The following is a 26,920-nucleotide window of genomic DNA, read 5'->3' as shown; positions in this document are numbered from 1 at the left end:
CGCGCGACCGAGCTGCTGGGCTATCCGCCAGGGGAGCGACGGCTGGCCGTGGCACTGGCCCTGGAGCTACGGCGTCACCTCCGGCCGCCAGTTCGCTGACAGTCAGACCCGGAGCTCACCCCGGCGTCACCCCGGCGGCTGGGGGCGATTTGTAGCCGTACCGGCAACGGTTAAAAATGGCTCTACGGAAGCGGTTTGGGCGGTTTGAGCTGACCGTTTTCGCTGGTCGCGGAAGCGCTGAAAAGGGACTCATAATCCGTTGGTCGCGGGTTCGAGCCCCGCCCGCCCACGCATTTTGGCTGGTAGAGGCGTTGTTGGCGGTAGTCGTCGCGCCGGCAGGCCGGAAAATACCGGCGAAATACCGGCGCTTGGGCGAGGGAAGGCGCTCTAGCTAATCCGCCGACGCGACACGGCCGTGGGGAAGGCGCCTAGCCTCCAGGTCGCCGCCGCGGTCGGGTCTGAACGCACCGGCATCCAGCTCTCACCAAGGGGCAGGCTGATCCGAACTGACAAACCGAGACTGGCCATGCTCGAGGTCTGCCGGAACTGACACGTGGTCGTGTACAACCAGCCATAGGCCATCGATTCGGCGGAAGCACGCTGTCCAACGCACGCAGAGGTCGATGATGTCACCGCTAACCAGGGTTCCGCTCATGTGGTTGAGGCTATGAACGAAGGCGAGCTCGCCCTGCGCCGTGACGTTCAACTCGCGGACCTCATAGGAGATAGCCGCAAATGCAGCGAAGACCTCTTGCCAGGCTCGACGTTTATTGTCAGCTCCGGTGTATCGCAAGAGCGGACCGATATCGAATGACACGATGTTGGGTGCATAGAGGGCCATGAGGGTGTCGATGTCCTTTGCGCAAATCGCCCCGACCGCGTCTGCTACGTGCTGTCGAACGGCGGCTTCAGCCATGGCGTCCTCTTTCTCACCCGGGCATCATGAGTCAACTGGCTCCTTCTACATTCTCCGCGATCACCGGAGCGACGGCCGCAGTGCGGTTCGCAGGTGACGTAACGGACTTCGACTACGTCATGTGCCTCGCCAACGCAGTGCCTGCGCCCCGGGCCCTTCTTGTGGTGCTTGCGTGATGGCCGCTGCCACAAGGGTAATGAACGCGCACACGGTGGTGGTGGTGCGCACGAGATGAGCGATCTGCCAGCGGTCGCGCACGCGGGCCCAGTCGCTGGGCGGTGCGTGGACAGACCAGCGTTGTTGATCCGTGTTAATGGGAACGCTGAGCAGCGCGCTGATGATGAACGTTGTGAGGAGCAGGACGAGTGCGGTCAGGGCCAGCCAGCGCGTGCGCCCCGGCCGTCGGATCGTGACGACGACAAGGGTGGCGGTGGCGAGTAGCGCCGCCGGCAGCAGGACAGTGGCGAGGTCGTCGAGGTGCGCCAGCTCGACCTGCCGGACCTGGGTATAGACGGAGACCGGAGATCTTCGCAGGCTGGCTTCGAGGATCAGGACCGCGAGAAGGAATCCGGCGAACAGGCCGCCGAATAACAACCCGGCGAACAGTGCCATTCGCCGGATAGTGTCGGATGTCCGCCGCGGCGGCGGGTTGCCTGTGCTGCTTGAGGATTCGGCACGCGCAGAGTGGATTTCAGGCGGTGTGGTCATGGCATCTCTCTTGGGGGTGCGTCGGGCTGCCGGCTGGGTTCATGCGGCGGGGGAGCTCTGGAACACGCTGGCGTGATCCACAACCCACTCGGCGTAGCTGCGTGCGGGTCGGCCGAGAGTCTTCTCGACCCCGTCGGTGACCGGATACGGATTCTCCAGCTCCCGTGAGTAGCGGGCCATCATCGCGTCAGCGAAGGACCGTGGCAGCCCTAGCGCGATAATGCCCTGCGCCGCTTCCGAGGGGGAGATCTCCTCGTAGCGCAGCGGCCTGCCGATCGCTCCGCCGATGGTGCTGACCATCTCCGCGTGGGTAACCGACTGCGGTCCGGTGATCGAAATCTTCTGTCCGGCAAGGCTGTCGTCGAGCAGCGCCCGGGCGAGCACGGAGGCCACGTCGACTTCGTGGATGAACGGGTCGGCGAATCCCGCGTATGGCCCGCGCACGACATCGCCGTTTCGGATCTGAGAGGCCCACATGCCTGTTGCGCTGACCGCGAATGAAGAGGGCCGCACACTCACCCACGGCAGGCCGCTGGTGATGACCGCGTCCTCGACCTCCTTGTTGCGGTCACCGTTGAACCGCGATGGCTGCCATGCCAGATCGTCATCGACGTTGATGGCCGATAGCGCGGCGACGTGTTTGACTCCGTGTTCGGCGGCCAGCGCCAGCAGCGCGGGTGCGGCGTCCGCTTCGACCGCGCGCGGATGGATGAACAACGTCGTGACTCCATGCAGCGCCGCCACGATCGTCTCGGGTCGCGATACGTCGCCGCGGACACTCTCGACACCGGCAGGAAGGCGGTAGGCGTGTATGCCGGTGTGGCGCGCGAGGGCGCGGACCTGATAGCCCGTCGCCGCGAGCACATTGACAAGGGGCCTGCCGATGGTACCGGTTGCGCCGGTGACAAGTATCACGGTTGATCCTTTCGCAGGGTTGCAGCGTTGTGTCGCGGTAATGGTCGCCGGGAAGTGTTGTGCACGTTTTGGTCTGGTACGAGAGTCGGTGCTGGCTATGTTGTTGGCGCGGCGGAGCTCGCGTCGTCGGCGGGCTTCGAGCGTGCCTCTCGGCGGATCATCTGCCACACGGTGGGTGTATGTCTCGTGGTCGATACAACGACGGTTTTGCCGACCGTTGCGGAGTCATCGGCCAGCGTCAGCAGGTAGTGGGCCAGGTCGATGCGCGCGGTGAAACCACCAATCGGATCAACCTCTCCGGCGTGGTAGTCGGTGGGTGTCGGCAGATCAAACAGTCCTGATGGCCGCACGATCGTCCAGTCAAGCGTGCTGCCACGCACGATATTTTCCATCCGGCGCATGTCGTCATAGACCGTCTTACCGATTGTTCGCGTGATGATCGGCTCAAATACCTTCAGGGCCAACGGGAACTCGGTACGCCTGGTGGGGTAGGCACCGGTCGAGCTCACCACCGCGAGCCGCCGCACGCCCGAGGCTTGCATCGCGGCGACGATATTTGCCGTGCCGACTGAATAGGTGTTGACGGGCTCGCGCGTGAAGGAAACCCCCAGCGTGGAGAGCACCGCGTCGACGCCCGCAACAAGGGCGGTGACCGTGGCCGGGTCGCGTACGTCCGCTGCAGCCACGGTCAACTTTGGGTCTGACAGCGGGAAATCGCCGGGTCGGCGGGTCGCCGCGACGACGCGGTGCCCGGCCGCTAGTGCCTGCCCGGCGAGCAGACGGCCGGTTTGGCCATTGGCGCCGAAAATGATGATGTCCATAACAACCTCCAATTAATCACTAAATATGATCATCATCTAACAGGACAGTCATGTAAAGGGCTATTCTTAACCGGCTCGGTATGGTTCTCGCCACAAGGCGCTGGATGCACCTACGTCTCCGGCGCCCACAGGTAGGAGAGGACGCGCCGCGGCCAAGCCATCATGATTTGTGACAGTCCTCACCAGTGCTAATCTACTGGGCATGGATGATGGTCAGCGCGGCATCGCGGCACTCGATGAGCGAATTCCCTTTCTGCTCGCCCAGTTAGGCTCGTACGTCGGCGTCGACTTCCAACACCGGCTGGCTCCAATCGGCGTGGAGCCGCGGACCTATGCGGTGCTGGCGGCACTCGCCGCCGATGACGGACAATCGCAACGCCAGCTGTCGGAACGACTAGGCATTCATCGGAACGCGATGGTCACCGCGATCGATAACCTGGAGAGCCAGGGACTGGCCAAACGGCTACCCCATCCGGACGACCGTCGCGCAGTCGCGGTGACGCTGACCGCGAAGGCCCGCCGCCTGATCCCCGCGCTCGATAAGCAGGCATCTGCCTTGGAAGACCAGATCACTGCACCGCTGTCTTCCCGAGAGCGCGACACCCTGAGGCACCTGCTGCAGCGCATCGCCGCCGGAGCTGACCTCATCCCCGGTGTTCACCCTCAGTTGGTGTGAAGCAGGGACGGCAGGCATCAGTAAGCCGTAGAAGCCAGTGCCGACCCATAGATGAAACACGCTGTGGCACAGGTGATTAGGTTACGAAGAACCGTCCTCGACCGATACTGGTCGTAAAACGCTTGCGATGACCAAAGGCCAGATCAAGCGTTCTCATAATCCGTTGGTCGCGGGTTCGAGCCCGCCCGCCCCACTCGAAATTCCTGATGAGACACAGCATGCGTTGCTCACATCGAGTCGCACTTATCGCTGGCACCGGGGTTCTCCCGGACGGTCCGGCTAATCAGAAGGGGGTTTCGCCAAAGCCACCCAACCAACGTTCGCGCGATGTCCAATGTGGATTGACCTGGCCGGTGTTGACCAACGGGGTGGGATGTGAAGCGACTCAACGGCGTGGACGCCTTAATGCTCTACAGCGAAACACCCGAGATCCACATGCACACGCTCAAGATCGGCGTGCTCGACGTGTCGGGCGTGCAGGGCGGCTTCAGTTTCGAGTTGTTTCGCCAGGTTGCGTATGCACGCCTCATGGCGTTGGCACCGCTTCGCTATCAACTGGTCGACATCCCGCTGAAATTGCATCACCCCATGTGGGTGCAGAACGAGGACATTGACCTCGACTATCACCTGCGTCAGGCCCGGGTCCCGGCTCCCGGCGGCCGTCGCGAGCTTGACCAGTTGATCGGCGAGATCGCGAGCACCCCGTTGGACCGCGGCCGGCCGCTGTGGGAGATGTACGTCGTCGAAGGGCTGGCCGAGAACCGGATCGCCATCATCCACAAGGTGCACCACGTGCTGGCCGACGGCCTCGCGTCGGCGAATCAGTTGGCTATGGCGCTGGAACAACAGCAATCCACCCACCTCCCGGTGTGGGGCTCAGCCGATGAGCCGCTCACTCGGGTGGGTCTGCTGCGGGCCGCCGCCCGCGACCACGTCGGGCTGATCCGCAAACTTCCTCGGCTGGTTCAGGAAACGGCGACCGGGGTTTCGCGGGTGCGACGCCGATCCAAGGAACGTGGCGCGCACCCCGACCTCGCCCGCAACTTCGCCCCGCCGCAGTGCTTCATAAACCACCGCGTAACGCCGGGGCGCCGCTTCGCGACGGCGCCGCTGGCACTGTCCGATGTCAAAGAGACCAGTAAGCACCTCGGTGTGACGCTCAACGACGTGGTGTTGGCGACGGCTGCCGGTGCGTTACGTCGGCTGTTGCTGCGCTACGACGGATCCGCTGACGCGCCGTTGATTGCCGGTGTGCCGGTCAGTTACAACACCTCGCCCGACCGCTTGGATGGCAACGAGTTCACTTACATGACGCCATCGCTACCGGTTCATATCGACGACCCGCTGCAACGGGTGCAACTGACGTCGACGGCGACCAAGATTGCCAAAGAGAATCACCAGTTGCTCGGCCCCACCTTGTTGCCGGCCTGGCTGTCCTACCTGCCGCCCTCGCTTGCGCCGCGGTTCTTTCGGACGCAGGCCCGCCGCGTCGAGTCCGCCAGCGTCATGAACCTCACAGTCTCCAACGTGCCGGGACCGCGCGAGCGCGGCCAGATCGAGGGCGCGACGGTAAGCGAAATTTATTCGGTCGGGCCGGTAGTGGCCGGAAGTGGCCTGAACATCACGGTGTGGAGCTACGTCGATCAACTGGCCATCTCCGTGTTGACCGACGATGTCACACTGGTCGACCCGCATGAGGCGACCGACGCGATGATCGATGCATTTATCGAAATACGCAGGGCTGCAGGGCTTTCCGATAAGCTGCATACTTTGGGCGCCACGCTTCCATTGGCCGCTGCGGCGAGCTGACTACCCGATGGGGTAAAGAGCTTCATCTTGTGCTGATCATGGGGGCATCAGGCGGACGGTCGCCACATGTAGCAACGGTAAGTCGACGACTACGAGCCAGCGTGTCGTCCTCGCCGTGGCTCGGCACTGTGGTCAGGCCCCGATTCGGGCATGAACAGGAAGACGGCACCGACCGCAAAAATTGCGCACCAAACGAACAGCCACTTCGTGGTCGGTGTGTAGACGTGAGACCCCCAGATCTGATAGGCGCCGAAGCCGAAGAGCATTAGCGAAGCCACGGCACTCAAGACGCCGCCCATCCGATATGACTTTCTCCGGTACCGCCGGCGGGCATCGAGCATCTGCGACGCGACGATCGATTCCGGCGGCGCAGTCAGTTCCGACTCGGCGCTGGCCGGGGGCTGTGTGACCGAGAACTCCTGCAGCTGGGCGGCCAATTCGGCGGCAATGCCGCGGCCGCTATACGCCAGTTCCAAGTCCAGTTCCGCTGATTGGGCCCGGGATTTCAGGCGATAAAGCCAGACGCCGTCGTCGTCTTTGACGGCGCTCAGCTCGGCGTCTCCTCGCTGAAGGGTGAGGATCGGTGAGCCGAGAACGGGCCGGTGGCCGCTCATGCCGCTCTTGGTGTCGGTGATCAGGACCCGCGTCGGCGTCAGGATGAGGAACATTGTCCGCGGCAGTCGAGTTTGCGGCTGCCCATTGACGATCAACGACGGCCGCCACCAGAGAGTAGTGGCACTCTCCATTTCCATCCTGTCGTGCAGCCCGGCGGCGTTGAGCGCGATGCAGCGCAAAATCGGTTCGCCGAGTTCCGATGACAGATGCGGCGCCAACTTTTGCTCATACTCGCGGAGAAACATGCTCACCGTCCCCACTTAGGTCCACAAAGGATAAACGGAAACGAGCTCGTGGGACGCCGATCCGGTGGCGGCGCCCGGGCACAGCTAGCTGACTTGACCCGCAATCGTGGCGTACCACCGTGCCGCGGCCTTTACGATGCGGTCCAGGGGCTACGGCACTGAAGGAATTCGTTATGGCACTACCCGCGCTGGTCCTCGTGCACGGAGGCGGCATGGCCGCTGATTCGTGGGGCCTGGTCGTCGAAGAGATCCATCGGCGGGCGCCGGAGTTGACCGTGGTGACCCTCGACATGCCGGGACGGGGGAACAAGCTCGGCGACCTGCAAGAGATGAATATCGCCGACTATGTCGCCTCGCTGGTCGGTGACATCGAAAGCGCCGGATTGGGCGACATTGTCATCGTTGGCCATTCGATCGGAGGCATGATGCTGCCCGGGGTGGTCACCAAGCTGGGAGCGGCGCGGGTGCGTGAAATGATCTTCGCCGCCGGATTCCTTCCGCCCGAAGGCACGTCCATTGTGGAGAGCTCACCGTGGCTGATCGCGCAAGTCGCCCGACGCATCGCGAAGAAGAACGTGCCGACCCCAACGCCGAAGTGGATGGCGAGATTCGCGTTCATGAACGGCATTCCTTCACGTCGCCGCCAATTCATGGCCGGCAAGCTCTACGCGGAATCGCTTCGCATCCTCAGCGAGAAGGTATCTCGGCAGGGAATGCCGAATGACATTCCCCGCACATGGATTCTGACTCGGCGGGATCGTGCCCTCGCGCCGAAGGTACAGCGCAGATACATTGAGGCCCTTGGTGGTGTGTCGACGCTCATCGAGATGGATACGTGTCACTTCATGATGATCAGTGAACCGGAACGGCTGGCCGGCATCCTGATTGAGCGCTGTCAGCTCTACGCGTAAGCCTTGCGGCCGAACAATTTTCGCTGGCATGCTGCAACGGCCGCGACATGAATTCGACGTCAGGCGGCGGCCGCGCCGCTATCAGACCAGTGGCTGGTCAGTTCGGCGGCCACCTCTTCAGTGCGCTCGACCTGCCACCAGTGCCCGCACGCGAGTTCGTGGAAACGCGCACCGGCGGCTGCGGCGGCGGAGCGTCCGAATTCTGTTGCCTGGTATGGATCTTCGCTGCCCCACAGCACAAGGCCCGGCGGGTACGTGGAGGTCGGATCGAACGCCCAGTCTTCGAGGTATGGCTCGGACCGGTACAGCGGCAGTATGTGGTCAAGCATCCGCCGGTCCATTTCGGCCGCGACGCGCTCAGCGTCGATTTGGGGTACGCCGGCCGCTGCCAATATCGCTGCGCGGGCGTCCATTTCGAGGCCGAGAAAGTGGTCGCGCCACTGCTCGCCGAGCTCGGACGTCTGCCAGATACGCGCCTGCGGGTGCCAGAGGAATTCGGCCGCGCAAACCCCCCCGCCGAGTGTCCAGCTGTTGACCAGATCGGGTCGGGCGAGGATGACGCCTTGGCTGATGACTGAGCCCTGGTCGTGTCCAACAAGGTCGACCGGCTCATGCATCGCCTCCAGTTGCTTGATCAGCCAATCGCGATATGCGTACCGCGTCGCGCTGAAGTCGGCAGGTCCGTCGCAGCCGAAGCCGGGCATCTTCACGGCGATCGTGTTGTGATCTGTCAGCAGTGAGCGCACCGGATCCCACACCGCCGCGGTGTTAGGTACGCCGTGGACGAAGACGACGGTCATGGTTCCCCTTCCTTCCCTGCAATGACGGTGCAGGCGCCGTGTTGTGGTCGCAAACGAGATTTAGGGAAATATAGCGAACGATCGTTCGTAAGGCAATAGCGATCGATCGTACGGTATATTTGGATCATGGCAGGTCGACGTTCGTTGGTTGAGGCATCTAACACTCGCGAGAAGATCCTGAGCCGCGCTGCGGACATGGCATCGGTAGAGGGTCTTGAGGGCCTCACCCTGGGAAGGCTCGCCACCGCGCTCGGCATGAGCAAAGCCGGCGTGATCGGTCAATTCGGCAACAAGCTCGAACTTCAGTTGGCCACTCTCGATTTCGCGGCCGAGGTGTTCCGTTGCGAGGTGTGGCGGCCCGTCGAGCATGTACCGGCCGGCTTGACCCGCCTCCTCGCGATCTGCGATAGCTGGATCGACTACGCCCGACGTCCTGCCTTCCCGGGCGGCTGCTTCATCGCCGCGGCCTCATTCGAATTCGACAGCCGCCCCGGTCCGGTGCACGACGCCCTTGCCGCATATATGCGCCGATGGCGCGCACAACTTATCGAAGACGCCGCGATTGCCGTTGAGGCCGGAGACCTACCCCGGGGCACCGATGCCGAACAGATCGGCTTCGGACTCGAGGCGTTGGCCGCTAGCGTGTCTCCCTCCCGCCAGATCTATGGCGACGAGCGGGCTGCCGAGCACGCCAAAAAGTCGATGCTCAGCCTTCTAGGGCAGCCGACCACGCGCACGTAAGCGCTACCGAAACGCCACTGCCTCGACTTCCCCCATAGACTCAACACTCCTCATGCCCAGCCAGCCGACCTACACCATTGACCAATGGATCGCCGCGCCAACACGACTGGTCGATCCGGCCGACATCCCCGACCCGCTGGTCCCGCTCATCACCGCGCTGAGCGCCGCCCGACCCGATGAGCTCAGCGTCAACGATCCTGCCGCGACTAGCGTGGCTGTCCGTCAGGCAGCTGTCCTGGTCCTGCTTCGCGAGTCACCCCAAGGCCCCGAATCGGTTCTCCTGCAGCGCAGCAACAAACTCCGGGACCACCCAGGCGAAGTCGCTTTCCCCGGCGGGTCCCGCGAGCCGACCGACCGTGGTCCCGCGGCTACCGCCCTGCGCGAGGCAGAAGAAGAGATCGGCCTCGATCCGCGCGACGTCGTTCCGATGATCACTCTGCCCAGACTCCACATCCATCCGTCAGGGTTCGACGTCACCGCTGTCATCGCCGATTGGCGTCGATCCGGCCCAATTTATCCCGTCGACTCCGCAGAGACTTGTCGGGTGTTCACCGTCGCGTTGTCCGAGCTCGCCGACCCGGCCCGCTGGCACGAATACCGCTTCGGCCACTGGGTCGGGCCGGCCGCTTTCCTCGACGACACCACCCGATTGTGGGGGTACACCGCCGAACTCCTGGCCTACATGTCCCGCAACCTCTAAGCGCCACCGCCGCCTGTCACACATCGACGTGCAGCCTCGTCTAGCAGTTGTGGACGAAACGACTGGAGGACGGCGCATGATTCCCATCGGCACCCCGGCACGGGTGTACCTGGTCACGATCACGGCACTACTAGGGTTGCTCACCACGGGGATAGGGGTCTGGTGTCTGATCGATCCCCGCTCGTTCGCCGAGGCCGTCGGGTTCCCGGCACATGAGCACTTCGTGCACGATGTCGGCGCATTCCAGGTGGGCCTTGGCGTTCTGTTGCTGCTCGCGCTGATCTGGTCGGATGCGTTGGCCACCGTGCTTGCCGGGTACATCGTGGCGAACACCGTGCACACCGTGAACCATGCCGTAGACCTCGACCTCGGCGGTTCGGCCCTGCAAGCCTGGGCGCTAGGCGCGGCGTCGGTGGCGTTGATCATCGCGTTCGTGCTGCGGTTACGTCAGCTCAACTACGTCCTGGGCAACGTCGGCGTGGCGACGGACCCGCGGCTGGTCCCGTTCGTTCGGCAAAAGACCATCAGGCTCACCACATTTCGCAAGGATGGGACCGCTGGAACCAGTCCCGTCAGTATCGCGGTGGATGGCGACCGTGCGTACTTCCGCACGTACGAGCAAGCGATCAAGGCACGACGGATTCGGCGCAACCCGACCGTCGAATTCGGCTCGGCGACGATGGCAGGCAAGCCGATCGGCCCGATGCTGCCGGCGCGGGCACGGCTGCTGGAGGGAGCCGAGTACCGACAAGCAGCTCGGCTGCTGCGGCGCAAGTATCCCGTCCTTCATGGCGTGGTGGTCCCGTCGGTACACCGGCTGATGCGGTTCAAGTATGGACGGACCCTGCATGCCGAGTTGACCCCGTCGCCGCTATCCGAACACGACGCAGCGACCGGTGAGGCAATCGATTCGTCCCGTGGGCGCCCTATCGCCAGGGCAGACCTCCATCGGCTATGAGGGAACCCACTCCGTCAAGATGGGATCCTCACCGAAGGCGTTGATGGTCCGCGGGTTACGTGCACCGGAACGTTAGCCCATCCGCTGACATTGACCTTCTGAAGGCGCTTGCACCGGTCAGCTTTCCGCGGGCCCGCTAAGTCGCGAGTATTCCGAGGCGCTCGAAAGTGTCTCGGATCCCATCTTTCCAGTGCGTCGAACACTTGCCGATGAGCTGTTCACGGCGACTGTTATCCGAGGGGAACGAGTCGAAGCTGATTGGGCTCTCGGCGAGGTTCAAGGTGATGCCTGTCAGCTCTGCGACGTACTTGCCCATCTCGCCATCCGAGACGGCATCATCGCCGCCCCAATTCACGACCGTGGCTGGGACGGAGGCGATTTCGAGCAGCTTGTGCGCTTGTAAACCGATATCCACACCGCCGATCGGCGAGCCCACGTTGAAGTAACCGATCGGTACGGGCCAGGGCTGGCCCGCCTTCATCGTGTGGTACATCATCACGGGTAGCCCGCCGTGGCCGGTCCAGCTGTATCCCACATTCATCCGCGCGATCGTTGTGGGAAGATCGAGCATTCGGGCAGCCGCGCGCACGGATCCCTCCGAAGTCAGCTTGATCACCGGGTACACCTCTGCATAGCTGGCGAGGCCGCCTAGCGGGTCGGTCTCGGCATACAGGTGATCGGGATGATCGTCGTGCCGCTTGTACACGCACGTGCTCGAAACATGCAGAAATGCCTCGGCTTTCCGGCAATGTTGCATCAACAGAGCGGATGCTTCAGCGTTGTTGGTGATCGACTCGTCGTAGTCCGGACTCACATGAAGCGCCGAATGCACGACGTGGGTGAAGTCGTCGGGTAGCGCGGACATATCGCCGGAGTCCATGTCCCACAGCACCGTCTTCACGCCCAATGCCTCGAGTTGCGTTTTGCGCGCCGGGTCGGAGAATCTCGCGGCACACCACACCTCATTGCTTGCCGCGAAGTTCTCAGCGATGGGACCAGCGATCTGACCGGTCGCGCCGGTCACTAGGACTTTCCGATCCTGAAGCATGGCCTCTCCTCTGACAGACATGAGCAATTTTCACGGGCGAACCCGTTTCCTGACCAGCTTGATGAACTCGACGGTCGACCTGCGGACGGACCCGAATTCCAGCGACAGGAACAGCGTGTCCACCATCGCGAACGGCAGCGTGGTGGCCACGGCGCCCCTGCCGTACTCGATGTTGCCGAGGATGCCGCCCGCCTTAATGCCGACCCAGCGACCCGGCGTGGGATCGATCAGATCGGGATATTCGTCGGCGAGCAACTGGGTCGCGCGCGTCAGAGGCTCGCCGCTTTCCAGCGGCAGACCCACAACCTCCTGGGCGACCTTGAGCAGTACGCCGCGATCGATTTCGTAGGGCATCAGCCGTTACCTCACACCGCTTCGTAGGGCTTCGGGACGATCCCCAGCTGCGCGGCCCCACCCGCACCCGGGGACGCCTCCCAGAAGTCCGGGATGATGGTTGTCGTGGACTTGTCCACGATGGCCCTGAGGTTGTCGCGCACTCTCTCGATGTCCAGTTTGACGTCGTGGTAGCCGGCATTCATGCCGAAAACCCGCATCGCGACGTTTCCGGCCCCGACCTCCAGGTAGGCCCCGGAGAGTTCGCATTCCTCGTGAGCAAGGTACGCCGCTGCCGGCGATACGAGGTCGGCCGGAAAGTGTTCCTCCATCATGGTCGTGAAAGCGCAGGCCTCGTGGAGGTGGTGCATGGCGGACGTGTTCGCTGCCGGTCCAAGGGAATTGACCCTGATACCGCTCGGGGCACCTTCGATCGCAAGCCCCCGCGTCAACCCGAAGATCCCACCCTTGGCGGTGCCATAAATGGTCAGGTTTTCCTGCCCGAACATCCCCCCCGATGTGGTGTTCACGATCCGGCCGTAGCCGGCGTCACGCATGAACGGCCAAGCCGCACGGCACATCCACAGCGTGCCCATCAGGTGCACGTCGATCACTTTGCGGATGTCGGCGCTCGATATCTCATCGAAATGGACGATGAACGCGACGCCGGCATTGTTCACCAGAATGTCGAGGCGACCCCAGGTGTCGAGCGCGGTCTGGACGACTTCGCGCGCGCTGTCTTCGTCGGCGACGCTGTGCTGGTCGGCCACCGCCGCACCGCCCGCGGCCCGAATCTCGTCGACGACTTGTTCGGCATCCGCCCGGAGGATGCCGCGCCCGTCCGGGCCGACGCCGAGATCGTTGACCACAACCTTGGCGCCGCGCTCGGCGAGTAGCTTGGCGTGCGACCGACCCAGGCTGGGCGGCTGGCCGCCGGCGCCGGTCACGATGGCAACTCTGCCATCGAATCTCATGTCGCTCACTGAGTCTCCTTAGGTTGCGCGGCGGTCGCGCTATCGAACTCGACGGTCAGCTCGATCGGTCCACTCAGGCCGAGCATCGGCTTCCATGGCGCCGGGCCGATGCGGCGGGGATTCGGCATCCGTTTAGCGAGAACCTGGAGCGCCCCGGCCAGCTCCATTCTGGCCAGGTTCGCACCCAGGCAGTAGTGGATGCCACCACCAAAGGTCAAGATTGCCGGCGCTGTCTCGCGGGTGATGTCGAAGCTGTCCGGATCGTCGTACACCTGCGGATCACGGTTGGCGGCAAAGGTATTCAGGATGATGAAGGTACCGGCGGGGAACGTGTAGCCGTCGTAGGTCGCGTCCTCCAATACGGTACGAACTGTGCTGCACACGGCGGGTGAATGCCGCATGCTCTCCTCGACCGCGCGCATCGCCAGCTCGGGCTGCTGGGTCAACATCGCCCACTGCTCGGGATGATCACACAAGACTTGTACCGACGCCGACAGCTGATTTCGGGTGGTATCGGTTCCAGCCAGCAGCAGGCTGGCCACCGTCATGCGTAATTCGTCGGCGTTGAGACGGTCTCCGTGGTCTTCGGCGCGTATGAGCTCAGAGAGCAGATCGTCGGTCAGGCTCTTCCGTCGTTCGGTGATCATCTCGTCGACGTAGCCGTCAAGTTGGGCCCACGCCCTCATCACGGCGTCCGCTTCCTCGATGAGATTGCTTTCGAAGTTGGCGAGTTTGAAGATGTCTTCGGCCCACTCTGCAAAGTTCGCCCAGTCTTCCGGGGGCGCCCCGAGCAGTGCGCAGATGATGGGGATCGGATAGGACCGCGAGATGTCGGCGACTACATCGCATCGGCCGGCGTCGTCCACCCGGTCGAACAGGTTGTTGATCACGTCGTCGATCGTGTCCCGCAGACGGCTTGTCGCGCGCGGCGTGAATGCCCGCGACACCAGGCTGCGCAGCCGATGATGCTCTGTGCCCTCCTTGCACATGATGCTCGATACGACCTTGTCCCACAACGGACCTGACGTCACACCCTGCGCTGTGAGGTGGATGCCCGGCGGGATGACGAACCTGTTGTCGCGCAGCAGCGCCCGTGCGAACTCGTAGGAAAGCACCTCGGGGCCAACAGGTCCCATCACGACCGGGGACTGCTGCTGAGCCTCCCGCAGGCGGCCGTACACCTCGAACGGCGTCTCCGTGACGTCATAGGCGAGCGTCGGCAGGTCTGCGTCGAAGACGCTGGTTGAGGCTGTGTCGATCGCCATGTCATTCCCGCTATTCGGCATCGAACTCTATGGGCAGGCTGGTCGGCCCACTCATGCCCAGTAGCGGCTTCCATCGCGCCGGTCCGGCGCTCCTGGGGTTCGGCAGGCGCCGGGCGAGGACCTTGAGCGCTTCGGCGAGTTCGCGGCGCGCCAGGTTGGCGCCGAGGCAGTAGTGCACCCCGCCGCCGAATGTCAGGATCGGCGGAGGTTCGTCACGGGTGATGTCGAAGCGTGTCGGATCGTGGTAGACGGCGAAATCGCGGTTGGCCGCGTATGTGTTCACCAAGATGAAAGTGCCTGCGGGGAACGTGTAGTCGCCGATGGTGACGTCGTCAGTGACGCTCCGCACCGTGCTGCACATCGACGGCGAGTGTCGCATGGTCTCCTCGACGGCGCGCATCGCCAGTTCGGGCTGGTCGCGCAGCAGCGCCAACTGCTCTGGGTGATCACACAGCACCTGCATGGATGCGGCCAGTTGGCTGCGGGTGGTGTCGGTGCCGGCCACCAAAATGCTGAACGCCAACATGCGCAATTCGCCGGCGTTAAGGCGGTCGCCCGCATCTTCGATGCCGATCAGCTCAGACAACAGATCTTCGGTCAGGTGTCGGCGCCGACGCGCGACCATGTCGTCGATGTAGTTGTCGAACTCACCCCACGCCTTGAGGATGACGGGCTCCTCCGCGGTGAGATCGCAGTCGAAGCTCACGATCTTGAAGATGTCCTCGGCCCACCGTGAAAACTGTTGCCAGTCCTCACGAGGCGCACCGAGCAACGCGCAGATGATCGGGATGGGATACGGCCGTGCGATGTCCGCGACGAATTCGCAGCGGCCCGAGTCCGCGACGCGATCGATGAGCTCGTTGACCACGGTGTGGATCGTGTCGTCCATGCCCGCGGTCGCCCGCGGTGTGAAAGCTTTGGACACGAGGCTGCGCAGGCGACGGTGTTCGTCGCCTTCCATGTTCAAAATGCTGTGGGTGACTCTGTCCCACAACGGTCCCGACGTGATGCCGTGAGCGGAGAGATGAATCCCCGGAGGGATGACGAAGCGTGGATCGCGAAGGACCGTCCGGGCAAGTTCGTAGGAGAGTATCTCGGGGCCAATGGGCCCCAATGCGATTGGGGCCTCTTGCAGCGCTGCTCGGAACTGCGGATAGATCTGCTGCGGGGTGTCGGTGAGGTCATAACTCAGGGTGGGTAGTCCGGCGTTGAAAATACTCGGCCTGGCCGCGTCAACAGTCACGACATCTCCTAGCTGATGGCTTCGTCACGGGATGTTGGTGTCCAGCAAGGTCAGCGGCAGGCCGAGAACCGATAGTTCGTTCTCGTCCACATGGGTGCCGCCACCCTCGAGGTGAAACCGGTAGCGCGTCGCAGCGCCATAGCGGACGGCGACAGATTCGGCTGCTGACGCCCCCGGAACCTGAATCACCACGGTGTAGACACCATCGCCGTGTTCGTTGAGGAACTCGTTGACGGAGGCCGCGACCGACGCGGACGATCCGGCGATCGGACTGATCAGCTCGATGCCTCGCTCCCAGTCCAGGCGGATCTGCAGTCCGGATTCGGTCAATTCGGCGGGCTGGAGGGTGAACCCGAGTTCGGTGAAGAACTCTGTCACGGTGTCCAGGCGTTCGAGGCCCACGGCAAATGTCACGTGATGCAGCCGCAACGAGCTGGGTTCACCGGTCATTTGCGCACCAGCCCGCGCGGCCGGATCAGCCCGAGGTCCAGATGGGTGAGCCATCCCGGTGGTGCGTCGCAGACGTCGGGGATCGCGTTGATGGCGCCCATCGCGGTCCAGTTGTAGCCAGGATGGGCCATGGTGCCGTCCGGCTGTGCCGCGCCTTCGAGCGTCAGTTCGGTCGGCGGATCTCCATCGATCACTATCTGGTACCTCGTCTTGCCCCAATCCCAGGCCGTATCAAGATGTTCCGGACCGCAGGTCGTGTAGATCGCATGAAAGATGATGAGCGGTCGGCCATCGACCCACGCGGTGAATTCGTGATGCTGTGCGGCGACCGTGCCGCGGGCAATCGAGCCCATTTCGTGCGTAATGTCCTCGGTCGCGACGGCGGCCTTGAGATCCGGGGTCACCTCGTCGATGTGCACGCCCAGGCCGTCGGCGATCATGTGCATCGACTGCGCGAAGAACGTCATTCCGAAGCCCAGAATCGTTGGCTCGGCGAGGAATTTGTCCCTTTCCTTGCCGAAACCCAGCCAATCAATGTGATCTGAGGGTGCATCGGTCAGCACGTTCACGACTTCGTAGACGCGGATCTGGTCGATCTTGCTGACCACGCGAGCCAGCGTGAGCGGCAAGATGTCACCCGCATAGCCCGGATGGATTCCCCCGGCATGGAAAGAGGTCCCACCCTCCTGGCAGGCGGCGCTTATCTGGTCACCGCCCTCGCGGAAGTCGTCCGTCGGATGGAAGAAGCCGCTCGTGGTGACGACGTTCTTGCCCGAGCGCAGAAGTCGGCAGACGGTATCGACATCCATGATGATCGGTGTGTAGAACACGCAATCCGCTTCGAAGGCAACGGTTGACTCGATGTCGTTGGTCGCGATCACTCCGATCGGCCCTATGCCCGCGATCTCGCCGGCATCCTTGCCGACCTTGTCCTCGCTATGCACTAGTACGCCGACGAGATCGAACAAGGGATTGTCCGCGAAGTGACGGACCCCGACTCGTCCGACGTCGCCCGTCATCCACTGAATGACGCGATATTGCTGTTCAGACATTGAGGACTCCACGGGGAAGTAGCAATGGCAGATCGTTGTAGGTCGCTATGCCGGACGGCGCCGCCACGACGGCCGGTATTGCGGTGATGGCCGGCACTGCCGTGATGGTCAGACCGAGCAGGATGTATTCCTCGATCGTCTCTGCGACAAAATCTGCAGGCGGCTCGAACGCCAGCGTGGTCTTTATCGTCGGTCGGCCCTCGACGGTGATGTTGTATCCGAATCCCATCGTCCAAATGGGCTCCAGCGATTGACCCTTGGTCCAGACCCCACGTACCTCGACGACGTCACGTTCACCGACAAAGCCCTTCCAGCTCACGTCAATTCCCGCGACGCAACCCTTGGCGATGACCCAGTCCCCGGGCAGGTGGACGTCTTCGGTGGCCTGGGCGTACTCGGCCTCGCAACGAATCTCGTCGAGCTCAACGCCCAGCGCATCGGCGACGATCAGGACGGCTTCGCGGAAGATCCCCGACCCCTGCTCGGTCACCGCCAGCAGGTCCGGATAGTCGATCGGGTATCCGAACCCCATGATCTTCTCGGTTTCCGGCGAGTTGTAGATCGTGGTATCAAACGATTCCACAATCGACACCCGGTCGATCCTGTCCGATAGCCCCGCAGAAACGATCGCGAAGAGCTCGATGAAGCCGGGATTCAGGCCACTGCCGAAGATCGTCGACCCACCGAGTTCGCAGGCCGTGAGGATGCGTTCGCGACCGTCGCCGAGTCGATGGCCGGTGATGAACTCGGACGTGGTGACAACGTTGATGCCGGCCTCGAGGATGCGAACCAAATCGTCGACGTCCGCGAACATCTGGTTGTATGCCACGCAATCGGGCTTGAGCGCGATCAGGGCGTCAACGTCGTCGGTGGCCAGTACGCCGAGTGGTTCGATGCCGCACAATTCGCCGACGTCGCGCCCGACCTTGTCCGGCGACCACGCGTAGCATCCGACCAGTTCGAGCAGCGAGTTCTCGACGATCGCATGTACCGACTTCTTGCCGATGTTGCCCGTCGTCCACTGAACTACTCGATAGGTCACGGAGCCGGAGCGCCATGTTGTTGGGCGGCCTGCCGGGCCACACGTGCGTCGTGGATGCGCACCAGTTCGCGGAATTTCAGCCGGTGGTACTTCGGAACCGGCTGGATGCCCCACTGGTCCCGGGCGGTGTCCTTGCCCTCGGCGCCCTCGGGGGGCCCCAACATTGGATAAGGAACCTTGCACTCCAAGGTGTCGTCGGAGTAGCGGACCTTGAGCAATTCACTGCAGATCTGAGTCAGGCTCAGCGTCGGATAGCCGTAATAGACCGCCATGAAGGGCAGCGTGAAGGCGCCTTCGATGACAAGGGCGACCAGACAGACGATGACGGCCCTCTTGATGTATTTGTGCATCCTGGCGTAATACGGCGTGGTGCCCGGGGGCAGATCGTCGGCCGGGTCCTTGTCCTCGGTGGACGCCGGTGCGGATGAGGGGGAAGTCACAGCGGTGCTCTCCTTAAACTGTTCAGTCGGTAAAGATTTCGCGATTGACCGTGTGTAGGTACGGGATGGCCAGGAACGGCGTGATGTAGAAGATGTCGTAGAGCCACCAGCCGACGACGGGGAAGACCACCCCCGCATAGCGCACGTCGGCGTACATCGTCATGTTGAACACGTAGGCGCACCAGATCACCACGCCCATCCAGCAAGTGATGACCATCCATTGGTGGCCCCACCGCTTCATCTGCAGGAAGCCGATTGCCGCGGCACAGCGCATCGCGAACACCGTCAAAATCAGCCCCGCCACATAGGCTTTCTCACCGGGGCCCGCGGCGCCGCCGACCCACAGTTCGTTGTAATGCCAGAAGTAACCCGCGTCGAACATGTTGCCCCAGCCGACCATCAGCACCCGGTTGATCAATGTGTGGTTGGCGACCAGATCCAGCGCCCAGCCCAGGCTGTTGAGTGCTCCGTCGATCAACACGAGATAACCGATCAAGGTGACGATCATCGGCCGCACCGACAGACCCGCCCGTAAAGCCTGGCGCTGCAACCAGACTCCGCGCATGAAGATGGGGAAGCCGATCAGGCCCGGCGCCCACATCCCCATCAAGGCCGCGCCGACGATCATCCACTTGTCGGCCCGGCGCTGTGCGAGACGGGATTCGTCGTGATGGTCCTCGAGGCTGACCGATTCATCGGATGCCGGTTTGCCGCTCAGTAAAGGTGAGTTCACAATTCCCACCAGCCGCGCGCGAAGGACATGTAGAGCTGAATTCCAAACATCAGCAGCAGGTAGCCGTAAATGACGATCTGCAAGATGATGAGTGCCTTCTTGCGCTGTCGTTCCTTCTGATCCATGGTGGTGGCTCCCTTCCCGGTTCTACTAGTGCGACGTTCGCGAGCTGTCGGCGGTGGAGAGGCTGGCGACGGCGACCTCGCGTAAGCCGTCGCCGATGGCACCGTCGGTCGACAGTGGCGCCAGGATGCAGGCCTCGGCCGCCTCTAATTCGGTTGCGCCGGCGGCGATCAGCTGCGCGGCGGTGACAAGGACGCGGGTGGACGGTGGCTCGAAGTGGAAGGCGTGGTCGGCGGTCCGGATCGCGGCGGCACAGGCAACAAGCCGTCTCGCGGTTGAAAGCTCGATGCCCGCTTCGGCGACGATCACCTCGGCTTCGCGGTACGCGGGCAGATACCGCATCGGAAGCGTCACGAAGCGCTGGCGAAACGACGGCTTGAGTTCCTTGAGGGAACTGCGGTAGGCCGGGTTGTAGGAGCAGACGAGCATAAAGGTCTCGGGCGCTTCGACGACTTCGTCTGCCCGGTCGAGGTAGAGAGCACGGCGGTGGTCGGTCAGCGAATGCAGGATGGCCAGCGAGTCGTGGCGTGCTTCGACCACCTCATCGAGATAACAGATCGCGCCGGCTTTCACCGCCCGGGTCAGGGGGCCGTCGGTCCACACCACATCGCCGCCGGTCACCATGAACCTGCCCACGAGGTCCGAACTGGTCAGATCGTCATGGCAGCTGATCGTGACCACCGGCCGGCTGAGCAGCAGGCCCATGTGCTCGACCAGCCGTGTTTTGCCGCAGCCGGTCGGGCCGGTGAGCATCACCGGCAGCCGCTGCTGATAGGCCTGCTCGAACAACTGGACTTCGTTGCCGTTCGAGTAATAGGTATCGGTGGTCATGCGGTCACCAGCTCCCGGTGGACGTGGGCCAGCACCCGCGGAAGCTCCTCGACTCGCCGGATGCGTTGGGAGCGAAGGGGTCCGAAAACTTCGGGCAGCGGGTCGACGCGGGTCGGCCCGACACCCAGGTAGTAGATGGCGACGCCCGCGTCGTTGGCTTCCTCGACCGCATGCGCCACATCGGCCCACGCATAACGGCCCTCGTAACCCTCGTCGGAGATCAGGCCGTCGCCGATCACGATGAGCAGCCGCCGCTCGGAGGGCTGAGCAAGAAGCCGACTGGTCAAGTGGCGCAATGGTGCACCGAGCCTGGTGTAGCCGCCGGTGGCCAGACCCGATCGGCCCGGCGGCACGAACCGCCGATCTTCGAAGTCCTTGAGGCAATTGACTTCGACGCGGTGTCGCGTGTTGCCGGTGAAGACGAAAATTCCGTGGCGCTCCCGCGCGAGCGTCATCGCTTTTGACAGAGCGTCGGCGCAGGCCAACTCCAATTTGAAGATCCGTCCGCCGTGCACACCCAATGACGAACTGCCGTCAAGCAATAGCGCTGTTGTGACGTCGCGGCTGGTGGGCAGCAAATCGCGAAAGATGCGCGGTTCGATTGCTTCGCCAGTCGCGAGGTCGATGTAGTGGCTCACGTATTGCTCGACGTCGAGGTCGGAGCCGTCCTCGAGGCGGTTCTTCATCGCCCGGTGGGTGTGTTCTTCGAACCATTTCCGCAGCTCTGCGGACACCGGGCCCGGTGAACGCGTAGGGGTGGCATGCGTGCGTTCGAGAACAGCAACATGGTCCCGCATGAAACTCTTTGTCCAGGAGTTCCACTCGGGGTAGGGGATGCCCGGGCGGTGCTGTGGTGTGATATCGAGGTCGTTGTCCTGAGGCCGGCTGGGTGGCGGCAGGTTGGGGTTGCGCACCCCGCCGTCGCCGCCGACCGGAACGGAGTACGGGCGGGGCAGGCGTTTTTGCGTTGTGGTCCACGGCATTCTGCCGAAAGAGCGCCGCAGCTTGTCGGACAACCCCTGCGGCGCGGTGTAGGCCAAGGGCAAACGACCCAAGAGCGGATGAACGCTCAGCGACGCGGCGGTGCGTGACATCGAGATTGCCCGGTTGACCATCTCGTCAGCGTCCGTGTCGGCCGGCAACGTCGGGACGTCAGGCAGCACCCGGTGCGCTTCCACGAGCAGTCCGGGCCAGTTCGAGGCGATCCACCCCAGGGCCACGCTGGCCTCGACGAGTGTTACCGCACGCAGTTCGCGCGCTGACAGTTCGTTCAGCCTAAACGCGGTGATTCGTTCTTTTGACGGTGAACATTGCAGGGCCACACCGCATGTCAGAGTCCTGCGCGTCCAGTCCCTTTCGATCGATGGGTAAGGGACGTGCACGAAATCGAGTTGCGAACTCAAGCTGAACTCGCGACGCTCGCCGGTCACCAGGCGCACGCCCTCGCGGCGCCGCCCGCTCATGGCGACAGCCGTTACGGCGCAACTGCGTTCGAGCGCCATGGCGTCGGTGTCGGAAAGCTTGATCATCGACGCTCAGAACGTGCCGAGATTCGAAAACATCCAGTACCAGAACCAGATGACCAGCCCTGTCCCTCCCCAGGCTGCGACATACCGCAGGATCTCCCAGACCCAATCCACTTCAGACCTCCTTGTTGACGGGTTGTCACACGCACGATCGCGTCATCGGACCTCCAGACCGCGCACGGCGGTAGCGATCAACTTCGTCAGCATCGTGTCGCGCTTGTCGGCGTTGTCGGTTGTGGTGAGTACGCCGTAGATGCCGAGCAGAAAGAACGTCGCGCTGTAGAAGGCGTCCACTTCCGGATGCACTTCGCCGTCGCCTCGCGCCCGCTCGATCTCATCGACCAGCAGAACGATCACCGGGTGATCGCTCCAGTCATCCTTGCTGGGGCGCGTCGGCGAGAAATGGAGCGCCAGAAGTTCTTTGAAAAGAAGCGAACCGAGCCGCTGCTCGAGGCCGGTCACCAGATGGACGACTTCGCTCAACACGGCTGCAAGTTCGTGTGCGTCCTCGAGATATTCGGCGAATTCCGTGGCCATGCGCGCTTCTTCGCGGGACTCCAGGTCGAGAAGCACATGCTCCTTGCTGGGGAAGTGGAAGAAGAACGTTCCGTGCGCGACGCCCGCGGCTGAGACGATCGTATTGACATCGGCGCCCGTCATCCCGGAGCGCTTGAACTCGGCGATCGCCGCGCCGAGGATGCGTTCCCGGGTTTGTCGCCTACGCACCTCGCGTGCGGTGGCCTTGACCGGTGGTGTCATGGTCTAGCATTTGTAGCGTGATTACTGACCAAGGTCAATGATTAAAGTCAATGAAAGCGACGTCAGTCGGTGAAAATCTCGCGGTTGACGGAGTGCAGATAGGGAATCGCCAGGAACGGGCTGATGTAGAAGATGTCGTAGAGCCACCAACCGACGACGGGGACAATGACCCCGGCATAGCGCACGTCAGCGAACATCGTCATGTTGAAGACATAGACGCACCAAATCAGCACGCCCATCCAACAGGTGATCACCATCCACTGGTGGCCCCACCGCTTCATCTGCAGGAAGCCGATCGCGGCCGCGATCCGCATGGTGAACACCGTGAGGATCAGGCCCACTTCAAGTGCTTTCTCACCCGGCCCCGCCGCACCGCCGACCCACAGCTCGTTGTAGTGCCAGAAGTAGCCGGCGTCGAACATTGCGCCCCAGCCATTCAACAGGATTCGGGCCAGGATGGTGTGGTTGGCAACCAGGTCGAGCGCCCATCCGACTGTGTTGATGGCGGCGTCGATGATGACCAGGTACCCGAGCAACGTCACCAGCATCGGGCGGACCGACAAGCCGTCGCGCTGCGCCTTGCGCAGTAGCCACACCCCCCGGAGAAACAGGGGGAGGCCGAAGATGCCGAGGGCCGCGGTGCCGATGAGGATGCTGCCCGAGATGAGCCACTTGTCGGCCTGCCGCTGCGCGAGGCGCGACTGCTCGTAGTGTTCGTCGAGCTGGCTGCCTGCGGCGGTCAACGTGGGCGAATTCAACGAACTCCTCCTACCGATCGGCTGGCCCGATCTTCCCGCAGAGACTGACTGTCGTCAATCACTTTCTGGGTAGGAGGCTACGCAGCGTGCTGGCCACATAGTCGTCGAGCATCGCTCCCTGCGTAGGCCAATCGTGGGTGGTGGTCAGCAGCGCGTAGAGGCCCAACAGGAAGAACACCGCACTGTTCACCGGAACGACCTCGGGTGCAACGTGACCCAGTGACTGGGCTTGCTCGATCTCTTGGGCGACCCGCACGATGACCGGATGCTCCTTGCTTTCATCCGCGGGACGGGTCTGTGAGAAGTGCAGAGCAAGAAAGTCTTTGAAGAGACTGGCGCCGAGGCGGCGCTCCAGACCCAAGATGAGTCGAACTGCTTCTTTGAGCGTGGAGGAAAGATCATGTGCGTCGCCCACATAGCGGTCGAGTTGCTTGGCGATGCGTTCCTCTTCGCGCCGTTCGAGTTCCAGCAGCACGTGTTCCTTGGTCGGGAAATGAAAGAAGAAAGTGCCGTGTGCGACCCCGGCGGCCGTGACGATCGATCCGACGTCGGCGTCCGCCATGCCGTCTCGTTTGAACTCGGCGATGGCAGCTCCCAATAGGCGCTCCCGCGTCTGTAGACGCTTGGTCTCGCGCGCCGACGGCTTTTCCACCGTTGCCATAATGCGTTTCCTCTGATCTGGATTGCCCACCCACTGTGCAGAATAGCTGCCGAGGCGGCCATCTGCGCACCTCATTCCGTTGACTTTAGTCAGTTTTATTTGTTAGATGAGCACGACACGATGCGGGCGAGAGGATTGCGATGGCGCTTGAACAATTCAATCTCGACGGCCAAGTCGCGATCGTCACCGGCGCCGGAAAGGGCGTCGGGCAGGGTATTGCGCGGGTCCTGGCGGAGGCGGGCGCAACCGTAGTCGGCACCGCGCGTACGGAATCCGATATCCACGGAACCATCGCCGGTATCGAAGATGCCGGCGGTAGGGGACTGGCGATCGTCGCGGATGCGATGAGCCGCCCCGACGGCGAGCGAGTTGTGGCCGCGGCGATGGAGAGCTTCGGGCGCATCGACATCCTGGTCAATAACGTCGGGGGTTCGACCTACGCGCGCTTCCTCGACATCACTGATGAGGACTTCCGCCACACCTTCGACTGGTGTGTGACATCGGCGTTCATCATGAGCCAGCTCGTGGCGCCCCACATGATCGAGGCCGGCCGCGGCAACGTCGTCAACATCTCTTCTGGCTCAGCACGTTTCGGCATCCGTGCGCTGACGGCGTATTGCGTCGCGAAGGGTGGCCTCGAAGCGCTTACCCGTGCGATGGCACAGGAGCTTGCGCCGAAGATCCGGGTCAATGCGATAGCCCTGGGCTCCTTCGCCACTGACGGTCTGCGGGGCAGCCTGGACATGATGCCCGGATCGCAGGAGAAGATGCAGGAAGCGACACCGCTGCATCGCCTGGGCGACGTCGCCGACCTTGGTCGGCTGTGCGTTTATCTGTCGACACGGGACTGCTATGCGACCAACGCGATCTTTCATGTGGATGGCGGCATCGACTCCAACAATTCGCCGTTGCCGATTCCCGACTACTGATCAAGGACGAACGCAGGATGCGCAGAGTAGTTCAATTTTCGACCGGCAATGTCGGTGTCCATTCCTTACCGGCGATCATCGGGCGCCCCGATCTGGAATTGGTTGGTGTGCATGCCGCCAGCCCGGACAAGATCGGGCGTGACGCCGCCGAACTGTGCGGGTTGAGCGAGCCGACCGGCGTCATCGCGACCGACGACATCGATGCGCTCATTGCGCTGAAGCCGGACTGTGTGGTGTACACCGCGCAGGGGGAGACCCGGCCGATAGAAGTCATCGAGCAGATGTCGAAGTTCCTGTCCGCGGGCATCAATATCGTGGCGACGTCGATGGTGTGGCTGGTGACTCCGCACCAGGCCGACGACTGGCTGCGGATACCACTACAACAAGCCTGCGAGGCCGGTAAGGCCTCGCTATATGTCAACGGCATCGATCCCGGGTATTCCGGCGACACCGAGGTGCATTCCGCACTGAGCCTGGTCACTCGTGCGCGTGCGATCACCGTTCAGGAGATCTTCGACTACGCGAACTACGACGACTACGAGTTCACCGGCAAATCAATGGGTTTCGGCACCTCCGCCCAGGACGAGACGCCGATGCTGTTCCTGCCGGGTGTGCTCACCACGATGTGGGGCGGAGCGGTTCGCAACCTCGCCGAGCAGCTGGGAGTGCAACTCGACGATGTCCGGCAACGTATCGAGCCGTGGTACACCGACAAACGGATCGAATGCAAGCTGGCGACCGTCGAGCCGGGACAGATGTCCGCAGTGAAGTTCGCGGTCGAAGGGGTTCGTGACGGAGTTCCGGTGATCATCATGGAACACATCACGCGCCTCACCGCCGCCTCGGCACCAGACTGGGCATACCCGCCCGACGGCCATCCCGGGGTCCACCGAGTCGTGGTCGACGGGGACCCTCGCGTCGAGCTGAACACGCACGTGTCGCACCCGGGGCTGGACGTCACCGAAGCGGGATGCCTTTCTACCGCAGCCCGAGTGGTGAATGCGATTGACTGGGTCTGCCGCGCTCCCCAGGGGCTGATCGCCGTCGAGGACATCCCTCCGGCAGAAATCATTCGCGGGCTGATGTGGTGACAGCATCTACATCGTCGAGCGGACGGGTCGCCGGCAAACGAGTGCTGATCACCGGCGCCGCGCGCGGTTTGGGGCGCAGTCACGCGGTCAGACTCGCCGAGGAGGGTGCGGACCTTATTCTCGTCGACCTCTGCCGATCCCTTCCGGAGATCGAATACGACTTGGCTACCGAGGACGACTTAGCCGAGACGGTACGTTTGGTCGCCGAGCACGGCGGCCGCTGCGTGAGCCGAGTCGCCGATGTGCGCGATGAAGCGGCATTGCGCTCAGCTGTCGACGACGGGGTCGACGAGCTGGGCGGGTTGGACAGTGCCGTCGCCAACGCCGGTGTGCTGACCGTCGCCCCTTGGGACAGAACAACTTCCGATCACTGGCGCACAGTGGTCGATGTGAACCTCATTGGGGCGTGGAACACCTGCGCTGTGGCGATCCCGCATCTGCTCGCGCAGGGTGGCGGCAGCCTGGTCAACATCAGCTCGGCCGGTGCGATGAAGGGATTCCCGCTACAGATTCCGTACACCGCTTCTAAGTACGGCGTGACCGGTCTGACGATTGCGCTCGCCAATGAGCTTGCTGCGCAGAGTATTCGGGTCAACTCGGTGCATCCCACCGGCACGCCCACCGGAATGGTTCCGCCGTCGTTCGGCGCCACTCTCGGCGAGGAACGTCCGGACCTGATACCGATGTTCGTCAACGCTATGCCGACCCCATGCATCGAACCCGTAGACGTCAGCAATGCGGTGCTGTTCCTGATCTCCGATGAATCGCGATTTGTCACCGGCCTGCAGTTCAAAGTCGATGCCGGAGTGTCGATCAATTAGTAGCAGTGATCATCACATCGAAGGAG

The 26,920-nt window shown here is 63.0% G+C and carries 31 protein-coding genes and 1 tRNA gene; 10 read left to right on the top strand and 22 right to left on the bottom strand.

Going from position 1 to position 26,920, the window contains the following annotated elements; translation table 11 throughout:
* Nucleotides 1-196 precede the first annotated feature (196 nt).
* Nucleotides 197-290 (top strand) — tRNA-Met (locus WAO18_RS12920).
* Nucleotides 291-481: 191 nt separating this feature from the next.
* On the opposite strand, the gene WAO18_RS12915 is transcribed toward WAO18_RS12920, so the two are convergent.
* The 4 genes from WAO18_RS12915 to WAO18_RS12900 form a co-directional block, all read right to left on the bottom strand.
* Nucleotides 482-916 (bottom strand): YybH family protein, encoded by a 435-nt coding sequence (locus WAO18_RS12915; RefSeq protein ID WP_422206662.1) that lies wholly within the window; start codon nt 914-916, stop codon nt 482-484.
* A gap of 117 nt (nt 917-1,033) precedes the next feature.
* Nucleotides 1,034-1,528, bottom strand: a complete 495-nt coding sequence (locus WAO18_RS12910; protein ID WP_422206661.1) for an anthrone oxygenase family protein — start codon at nt 1,526-1,528, stop codon at nt 1,034-1,036.
* 135 nt (nt 1,529-1,663) lie between these two features.
* Entirely contained in the window at nt 1,664-2,539 is an 876-nt protein-coding gene (locus WAO18_RS12905) for an SDR family oxidoreductase (RefSeq protein ID WP_422206660.1), read from the bottom strand.
* A 95-nt stretch (nt 2,540-2,634) separates the two neighbouring features.
* Entirely contained in the window at nt 2,635-3,360 is a 726-nt protein-coding gene (locus WAO18_RS12900) for an NAD(P)-dependent oxidoreductase (protein ID WP_422206659.1), read from the bottom strand.
* Nucleotides 3,361-3,562: 202 nt separating this feature from the next.
* Here WAO18_RS12900 and WAO18_RS12895 point away from each other — a divergent pair, with 202 nt between their 5' ends.
* A complete protein-coding gene (locus WAO18_RS12895; protein WP_422206658.1) occupies nt 3,563-4,036 on the top strand; it encodes a MarR family winged helix-turn-helix transcriptional regulator in 474 nt (157 codons plus the stop codon).
* Nucleotides 4,037-4,411: 375 nt separating this feature from the next.
* A complete protein-coding gene (locus WAO18_RS12890) occupies nt 4,412-5,845 on the top strand; it encodes a WS/DGAT/MGAT family O-acyltransferase (protein WP_422206657.1) in 1,434 nt (477 codons plus the stop codon).
* Between the two features lie 89 nt (nt 5,846-5,934).
* On the opposite strand, the gene WAO18_RS12885 is transcribed toward WAO18_RS12890, so the two are convergent.
* Nucleotides 5,935-6,705 carry a hypothetical protein gene (locus WAO18_RS12885; RefSeq protein ID WP_422206656.1) on the bottom strand — a complete coding sequence of 257 codons (771 nt, stop codon included), beginning with the start codon at nt 6,703-6,705 and terminating at the stop codon, nt 5,935-5,937.
* A gap of 173 nt (nt 6,706-6,878) precedes the next feature.
* Between WAO18_RS12885 and WAO18_RS12880 the strand changes: the two genes are divergently transcribed.
* Nucleotides 6,879-7,616, top strand: coding sequence for an alpha/beta fold hydrolase (locus tag WAO18_RS12880; protein ID WP_422206655.1), 738 nt, complete (start codon nt 6,879-6,881; stop codon nt 7,614-7,616).
* Between the two features lie 59 nt (nt 7,617-7,675).
* On the opposite strand, the gene WAO18_RS12875 is transcribed toward WAO18_RS12880, so the two are convergent.
* Complete coding sequence (locus WAO18_RS12875) at nt 7,676-8,416, bottom strand: alpha/beta fold hydrolase (RefSeq protein ID WP_422206654.1); 741 nt, start codon at nt 8,414-8,416, stop codon at nt 7,676-7,678.
* Between the two features lie 126 nt (nt 8,417-8,542).
* Here WAO18_RS12875 and WAO18_RS12870 point away from each other — a divergent pair, with 126 nt between their 5' ends.
* The 3 genes from WAO18_RS12870 (at nt 8,543) to WAO18_RS12860 (ending at nt 10,815) form a co-directional block, all read left to right on the top strand.
* The gene (locus tag WAO18_RS12870) at nt 8,543-9,157 is read left to right on the top strand and encodes a TetR/AcrR family transcriptional regulator (protein WP_422206653.1); all 615 of its coding nucleotides are present in this window, start codon (nt 8,543-8,545) and stop codon (nt 9,155-9,157) included.
* Between the two features lie 52 nt (nt 9,158-9,209).
* Nucleotides 9,210-9,857, top strand: coding sequence for an NUDIX hydrolase (locus tag WAO18_RS12865; protein ID WP_422206652.1), 648 nt, complete (start codon nt 9,210-9,212; stop codon nt 9,855-9,857).
* Between the two features lie 76 nt (nt 9,858-9,933).
* A complete protein-coding gene (locus WAO18_RS12860) occupies nt 9,934-10,815 on the top strand; it encodes a PPOX class F420-dependent oxidoreductase (protein ID WP_422206651.1) in 882 nt (293 codons plus the stop codon).
* A gap of 136 nt (nt 10,816-10,951) precedes the next feature.
* Here WAO18_RS12860 and WAO18_RS12855 read toward each other — a convergent pair whose 3' ends face one another.
* The 16 genes from WAO18_RS12855 to WAO18_RS12780 form a co-directional block, all read right to left on the bottom strand.
* Complete coding sequence (locus tag WAO18_RS12855; RefSeq protein ID WP_422206650.1) at nt 10,952-11,863, bottom strand: NAD-dependent epimerase/dehydratase family protein; 912 nt, start codon at nt 11,861-11,863, stop codon at nt 10,952-10,954.
* A gap of 30 nt (nt 11,864-11,893) precedes the next feature.
* Nucleotides 11,894-12,217 carry a hypothetical protein gene (locus WAO18_RS12850; RefSeq protein WP_422206649.1) on the bottom strand — a complete coding sequence of 108 codons (324 nt, stop codon included), beginning with the start codon at nt 12,215-12,217 and terminating at the stop codon, nt 11,894-11,896.
* An 11-nt stretch (nt 12,218-12,228) separates the two neighbouring features.
* Complete coding sequence (locus tag WAO18_RS12845; RefSeq protein WP_422206665.1) at nt 12,229-13,170, bottom strand: SDR family NAD(P)-dependent oxidoreductase; 942 nt, start codon at nt 13,168-13,170, stop codon at nt 12,229-12,231.
* A 5-nt stretch (nt 13,171-13,175) separates the two neighbouring features.
* Complete coding sequence (locus WAO18_RS12840; RefSeq protein ID WP_422206648.1) at nt 13,176-14,435, bottom strand: cytochrome P450; 1,260 nt, start codon at nt 14,433-14,435, stop codon at nt 13,176-13,178.
* A gap of 10 nt (nt 14,436-14,445) precedes the next feature.
* Nucleotides 14,446-15,678, bottom strand: a complete 1,233-nt coding sequence (locus WAO18_RS12835; protein WP_422206647.1) for a cytochrome P450 — start codon at nt 15,676-15,678, stop codon at nt 14,446-14,448.
* Nucleotides 15,679-15,702: 24 nt separating this feature from the next.
* Nucleotides 15,703-16,128 (bottom strand): hypothetical protein, encoded by a 426-nt coding sequence (locus tag WAO18_RS12830; RefSeq protein ID WP_422206646.1) that lies wholly within the window; start codon nt 16,126-16,128, stop codon nt 15,703-15,705.
* The gene (locus WAO18_RS12825; RefSeq protein WP_422206645.1) at nt 16,125-17,180 is read right to left on the bottom strand and encodes a dihydrodipicolinate reductase; all 1,056 of its coding nucleotides are present in this window, start codon (nt 17,178-17,180) and stop codon (nt 16,125-16,127) included. The genes WAO18_RS12830 and WAO18_RS12825 overlap by 4 nt, the downstream gene beginning before the upstream one ends.
* Nucleotides 17,173-18,222: a dihydrodipicolinate reductase gene (locus WAO18_RS12820; protein WP_422206644.1), complete on the bottom strand. Its 1,050-nt coding sequence runs from the start codon at nt 18,220-18,222 to the stop codon at nt 17,173-17,175. The genes WAO18_RS12825 and WAO18_RS12820 overlap by 8 nt, the downstream gene beginning before the upstream one ends.
* Nucleotides 18,219-18,662 carry a hypothetical protein gene (locus WAO18_RS12815; protein WP_422206643.1) on the bottom strand — a complete coding sequence of 148 codons (444 nt, stop codon included), beginning with the start codon at nt 18,660-18,662 and terminating at the stop codon, nt 18,219-18,221. Before WAO18_RS12815 ends, WAO18_RS12820 begins: the two co-directional genes overlap by 4 nt.
* Before the next feature lie 22 nt (nt 18,663-18,684).
* Entirely contained in the window at nt 18,685-19,395 is a 711-nt protein-coding gene (locus WAO18_RS12810; RefSeq protein WP_422206642.1) for a hypothetical protein, read from the bottom strand.
* A complete protein-coding gene (locus WAO18_RS12805; protein WP_264072759.1) occupies nt 19,392-19,520 on the bottom strand; it encodes a hypothetical protein in 129 nt (42 codons plus the stop codon). The genes WAO18_RS12810 and WAO18_RS12805 overlap by 4 nt, the downstream gene beginning before the upstream one ends.
* 25 nt (nt 19,521-19,545) lie before the next feature.
* Nucleotides 19,546-20,349, bottom strand: coding sequence for a CbbQ/NirQ/NorQ/GpvN family protein (locus WAO18_RS12800; RefSeq protein WP_422206641.1), 804 nt, complete (start codon nt 20,347-20,349; stop codon nt 19,546-19,548).
* A complete protein-coding gene (locus tag WAO18_RS12795; protein WP_422206640.1) occupies nt 20,346-21,878 on the bottom strand; it encodes a nitric oxide reductase activation protein NorD in 1,533 nt (510 codons plus the stop codon). The genes WAO18_RS12800 and WAO18_RS12795 overlap by 4 nt, the downstream gene beginning before the upstream one ends.
* Before the next feature lie 153 nt (nt 21,879-22,031).
* The gene (locus WAO18_RS12790; RefSeq protein ID WP_422206639.1) at nt 22,032-22,634 is read right to left on the bottom strand and encodes a TetR/AcrR family transcriptional regulator; all 603 of its coding nucleotides are present in this window, start codon (nt 22,632-22,634) and stop codon (nt 22,032-22,034) included.
* 62 nt (nt 22,635-22,696) lie between these two features.
* Entirely contained in the window at nt 22,697-23,392 is a 696-nt protein-coding gene (locus tag WAO18_RS12785; protein ID WP_422206638.1) for a hypothetical protein, read from the bottom strand.
* 58 nt (nt 23,393-23,450) lie between these two features.
* Entirely contained in the window at nt 23,451-24,053 is a 603-nt protein-coding gene (locus WAO18_RS12780; RefSeq protein ID WP_422206637.1) for a TetR/AcrR family transcriptional regulator, read from the bottom strand.
* A gap of 140 nt (nt 24,054-24,193) precedes the next feature.
* Between WAO18_RS12780 and WAO18_RS12775 the strand changes: the two genes are divergently transcribed.
* From WAO18_RS12775 to WAO18_RS12765, 3 genes are read left to right on the top strand one after another with little or no spacing between them, the layout of a single operon-like run.
* Nucleotides 24,194-24,982, top strand: a complete 789-nt coding sequence (locus WAO18_RS12775; protein ID WP_422206636.1) for an SDR family NAD(P)-dependent oxidoreductase — start codon at nt 24,194-24,196, stop codon at nt 24,980-24,982.
* 17 nt (nt 24,983-24,999) lie between these two features.
* The gene (locus tag WAO18_RS12770) at nt 25,000-26,073 is read left to right on the top strand and encodes a dihydrodipicolinate reductase (RefSeq protein ID WP_422206635.1); all 1,074 of its coding nucleotides are present in this window, start codon (nt 25,000-25,002) and stop codon (nt 26,071-26,073) included.
* Nucleotides 26,070-26,894 (top strand): mycofactocin-coupled SDR family oxidoreductase, encoded by an 825-nt coding sequence (locus WAO18_RS12765; protein WP_422206634.1) that lies wholly within the window; start codon nt 26,070-26,072, stop codon nt 26,892-26,894. The genes WAO18_RS12770 and WAO18_RS12765 overlap by 4 nt, the downstream gene beginning before the upstream one ends.
* Nucleotides 26,895-26,920 lie beyond the last annotated feature (26 nt).

Origin of the sequence: Mycobacterium sp., assembly GCF_049278535.1 — a bacterium.
Taxonomy (GTDB): Bacteria; Actinomycetota; Actinomycetes; order Mycobacteriales; family Mycobacteriaceae; genus Mycobacterium.
This window is presented reverse-complemented; position numbering and strand designations above follow the sequence as displayed.

What these genes read in the sequence shown, in the direction of transcription:
- WAO18_RS12915 (WP_422206662.1), bottom strand. Translation starts at nt 916, where the DNA reads ATGGCTGAAGCCGCCGTTCGACAGCACGTAGCAGACGCGGTCGGGGCG.
- WAO18_RS12910 (WP_422206661.1), bottom strand. Translation starts at nt 1,528, where the DNA reads ATGGCACTGTTCGCCGGGTTGTTATTCGGCGGCCTGTTCGCCGGATTC.
- WAO18_RS12900 (WP_422206659.1), bottom strand. Translation starts at nt 3,360, where the DNA reads ATGGACATCATCATTTTCGGCGCCAATGGCCAAACCGGCCGTCTGCTC.
- WAO18_RS12895 (WP_422206658.1), top strand. Translation starts at nt 3,563, where the DNA reads ATGGATGATGGTCAGCGCGGCATCGCGGCACTCGATGAGCGAATTCCC.
- WAO18_RS12885 (WP_422206656.1), bottom strand. Translation starts at nt 6,705, where the DNA reads ATGTTTCTCCGCGAGTATGAGCAAAAGTTGGCGCCGCATCTGTCATCG.
- WAO18_RS12880 (WP_422206655.1), top strand. Translation starts at nt 6,879, where the DNA reads ATGGCACTACCCGCGCTGGTCCTCGTGCACGGAGGCGGCATGGCCGCT.
- WAO18_RS12875 (WP_422206654.1), bottom strand. Translation starts at nt 8,416, where the DNA reads ATGACCGTCGTCTTCGTCCACGGCGTACCTAACACCGCGGCGGTGTGG.
- WAO18_RS12870 (WP_422206653.1), top strand. Translation starts at nt 8,543, where the DNA reads ATGGCAGGTCGACGTTCGTTGGTTGAGGCATCTAACACTCGCGAGAAG.
- WAO18_RS12865 (WP_422206652.1), top strand. Translation starts at nt 9,210, where the DNA reads ATGCCCAGCCAGCCGACCTACACCATTGACCAATGGATCGCCGCGCCA.
- WAO18_RS12860 (WP_422206651.1), top strand. Translation starts at nt 9,934, where the DNA reads ATGATTCCCATCGGCACCCCGGCACGGGTGTACCTGGTCACGATCACG.
- WAO18_RS12855 (WP_422206650.1), bottom strand. Translation starts at nt 11,863, where the DNA reads ATGCTTCAGGATCGGAAAGTCCTAGTGACCGGCGCGACCGGTCAGATC.
- WAO18_RS12850 (WP_422206649.1), bottom strand. Translation starts at nt 12,217, where the DNA reads ATGCCCTACGAAATCGATCGCGGCGTACTGCTCAAGGTCGCCCAGGAG.
- WAO18_RS12845 (WP_422206665.1), bottom strand. Translation starts at nt 13,170, where the DNA reads ATGAGATTCGATGGCAGAGTTGCCATCGTGACCGGCGCCGGCGGCCAG.
- WAO18_RS12840 (WP_422206648.1), bottom strand. Translation starts at nt 14,435, where the DNA reads ATGGCGATCGACACAGCCTCAACCAGCGTCTTCGACGCAGACCTGCCG.
- WAO18_RS12830 (WP_422206646.1), bottom strand. Translation starts at nt 16,128, where the DNA reads ATGACCGGTGAACCCAGCTCGTTGCGGCTGCATCACGTGACATTTGCC.
- WAO18_RS12825 (WP_422206645.1), bottom strand. Translation starts at nt 17,180, where the DNA reads ATGTCTGAACAGCAATATCGCGTCATTCAGTGGATGACGGGCGACGTC.
- WAO18_RS12805 (WP_264072759.1), bottom strand. Translation starts at nt 19,520, where the DNA reads ATGGATCAGAAGGAACGACAGCGCAAGAAGGCACTCATCATCTTGCAG.
- WAO18_RS12800 (WP_422206641.1), bottom strand. Translation starts at nt 20,349, where the DNA reads ATGACCACCGATACCTATTACTCGAACGGCAACGAAGTCCAGTTGTTC.
- WAO18_RS12795 (WP_422206640.1), bottom strand. Translation starts at nt 21,878, where the DNA reads ATGATCAAGCTTTCCGACACCGACGCCATGGCGCTCGAACGCAGTTGC.
- WAO18_RS12790 (WP_422206639.1), bottom strand. Translation starts at nt 22,634, where the DNA reads ATGACACCACCGGTCAAGGCCACCGCACGCGAGGTGCGTAGGCGACAA.
- WAO18_RS12780 (WP_422206637.1), bottom strand. Translation starts at nt 24,053, where the DNA reads ATGGCAACGGTGGAAAAGCCGTCGGCGCGCGAGACCAAGCGTCTACAG.
- WAO18_RS12775 (WP_422206636.1), top strand. Translation starts at nt 24,194, where the DNA reads ATGGCGCTTGAACAATTCAATCTCGACGGCCAAGTCGCGATCGTCACC.
- WAO18_RS12770 (WP_422206635.1), top strand. Translation starts at nt 25,000, where the DNA reads ATGCGCAGAGTAGTTCAATTTTCGACCGGCAATGTCGGTGTCCATTCC.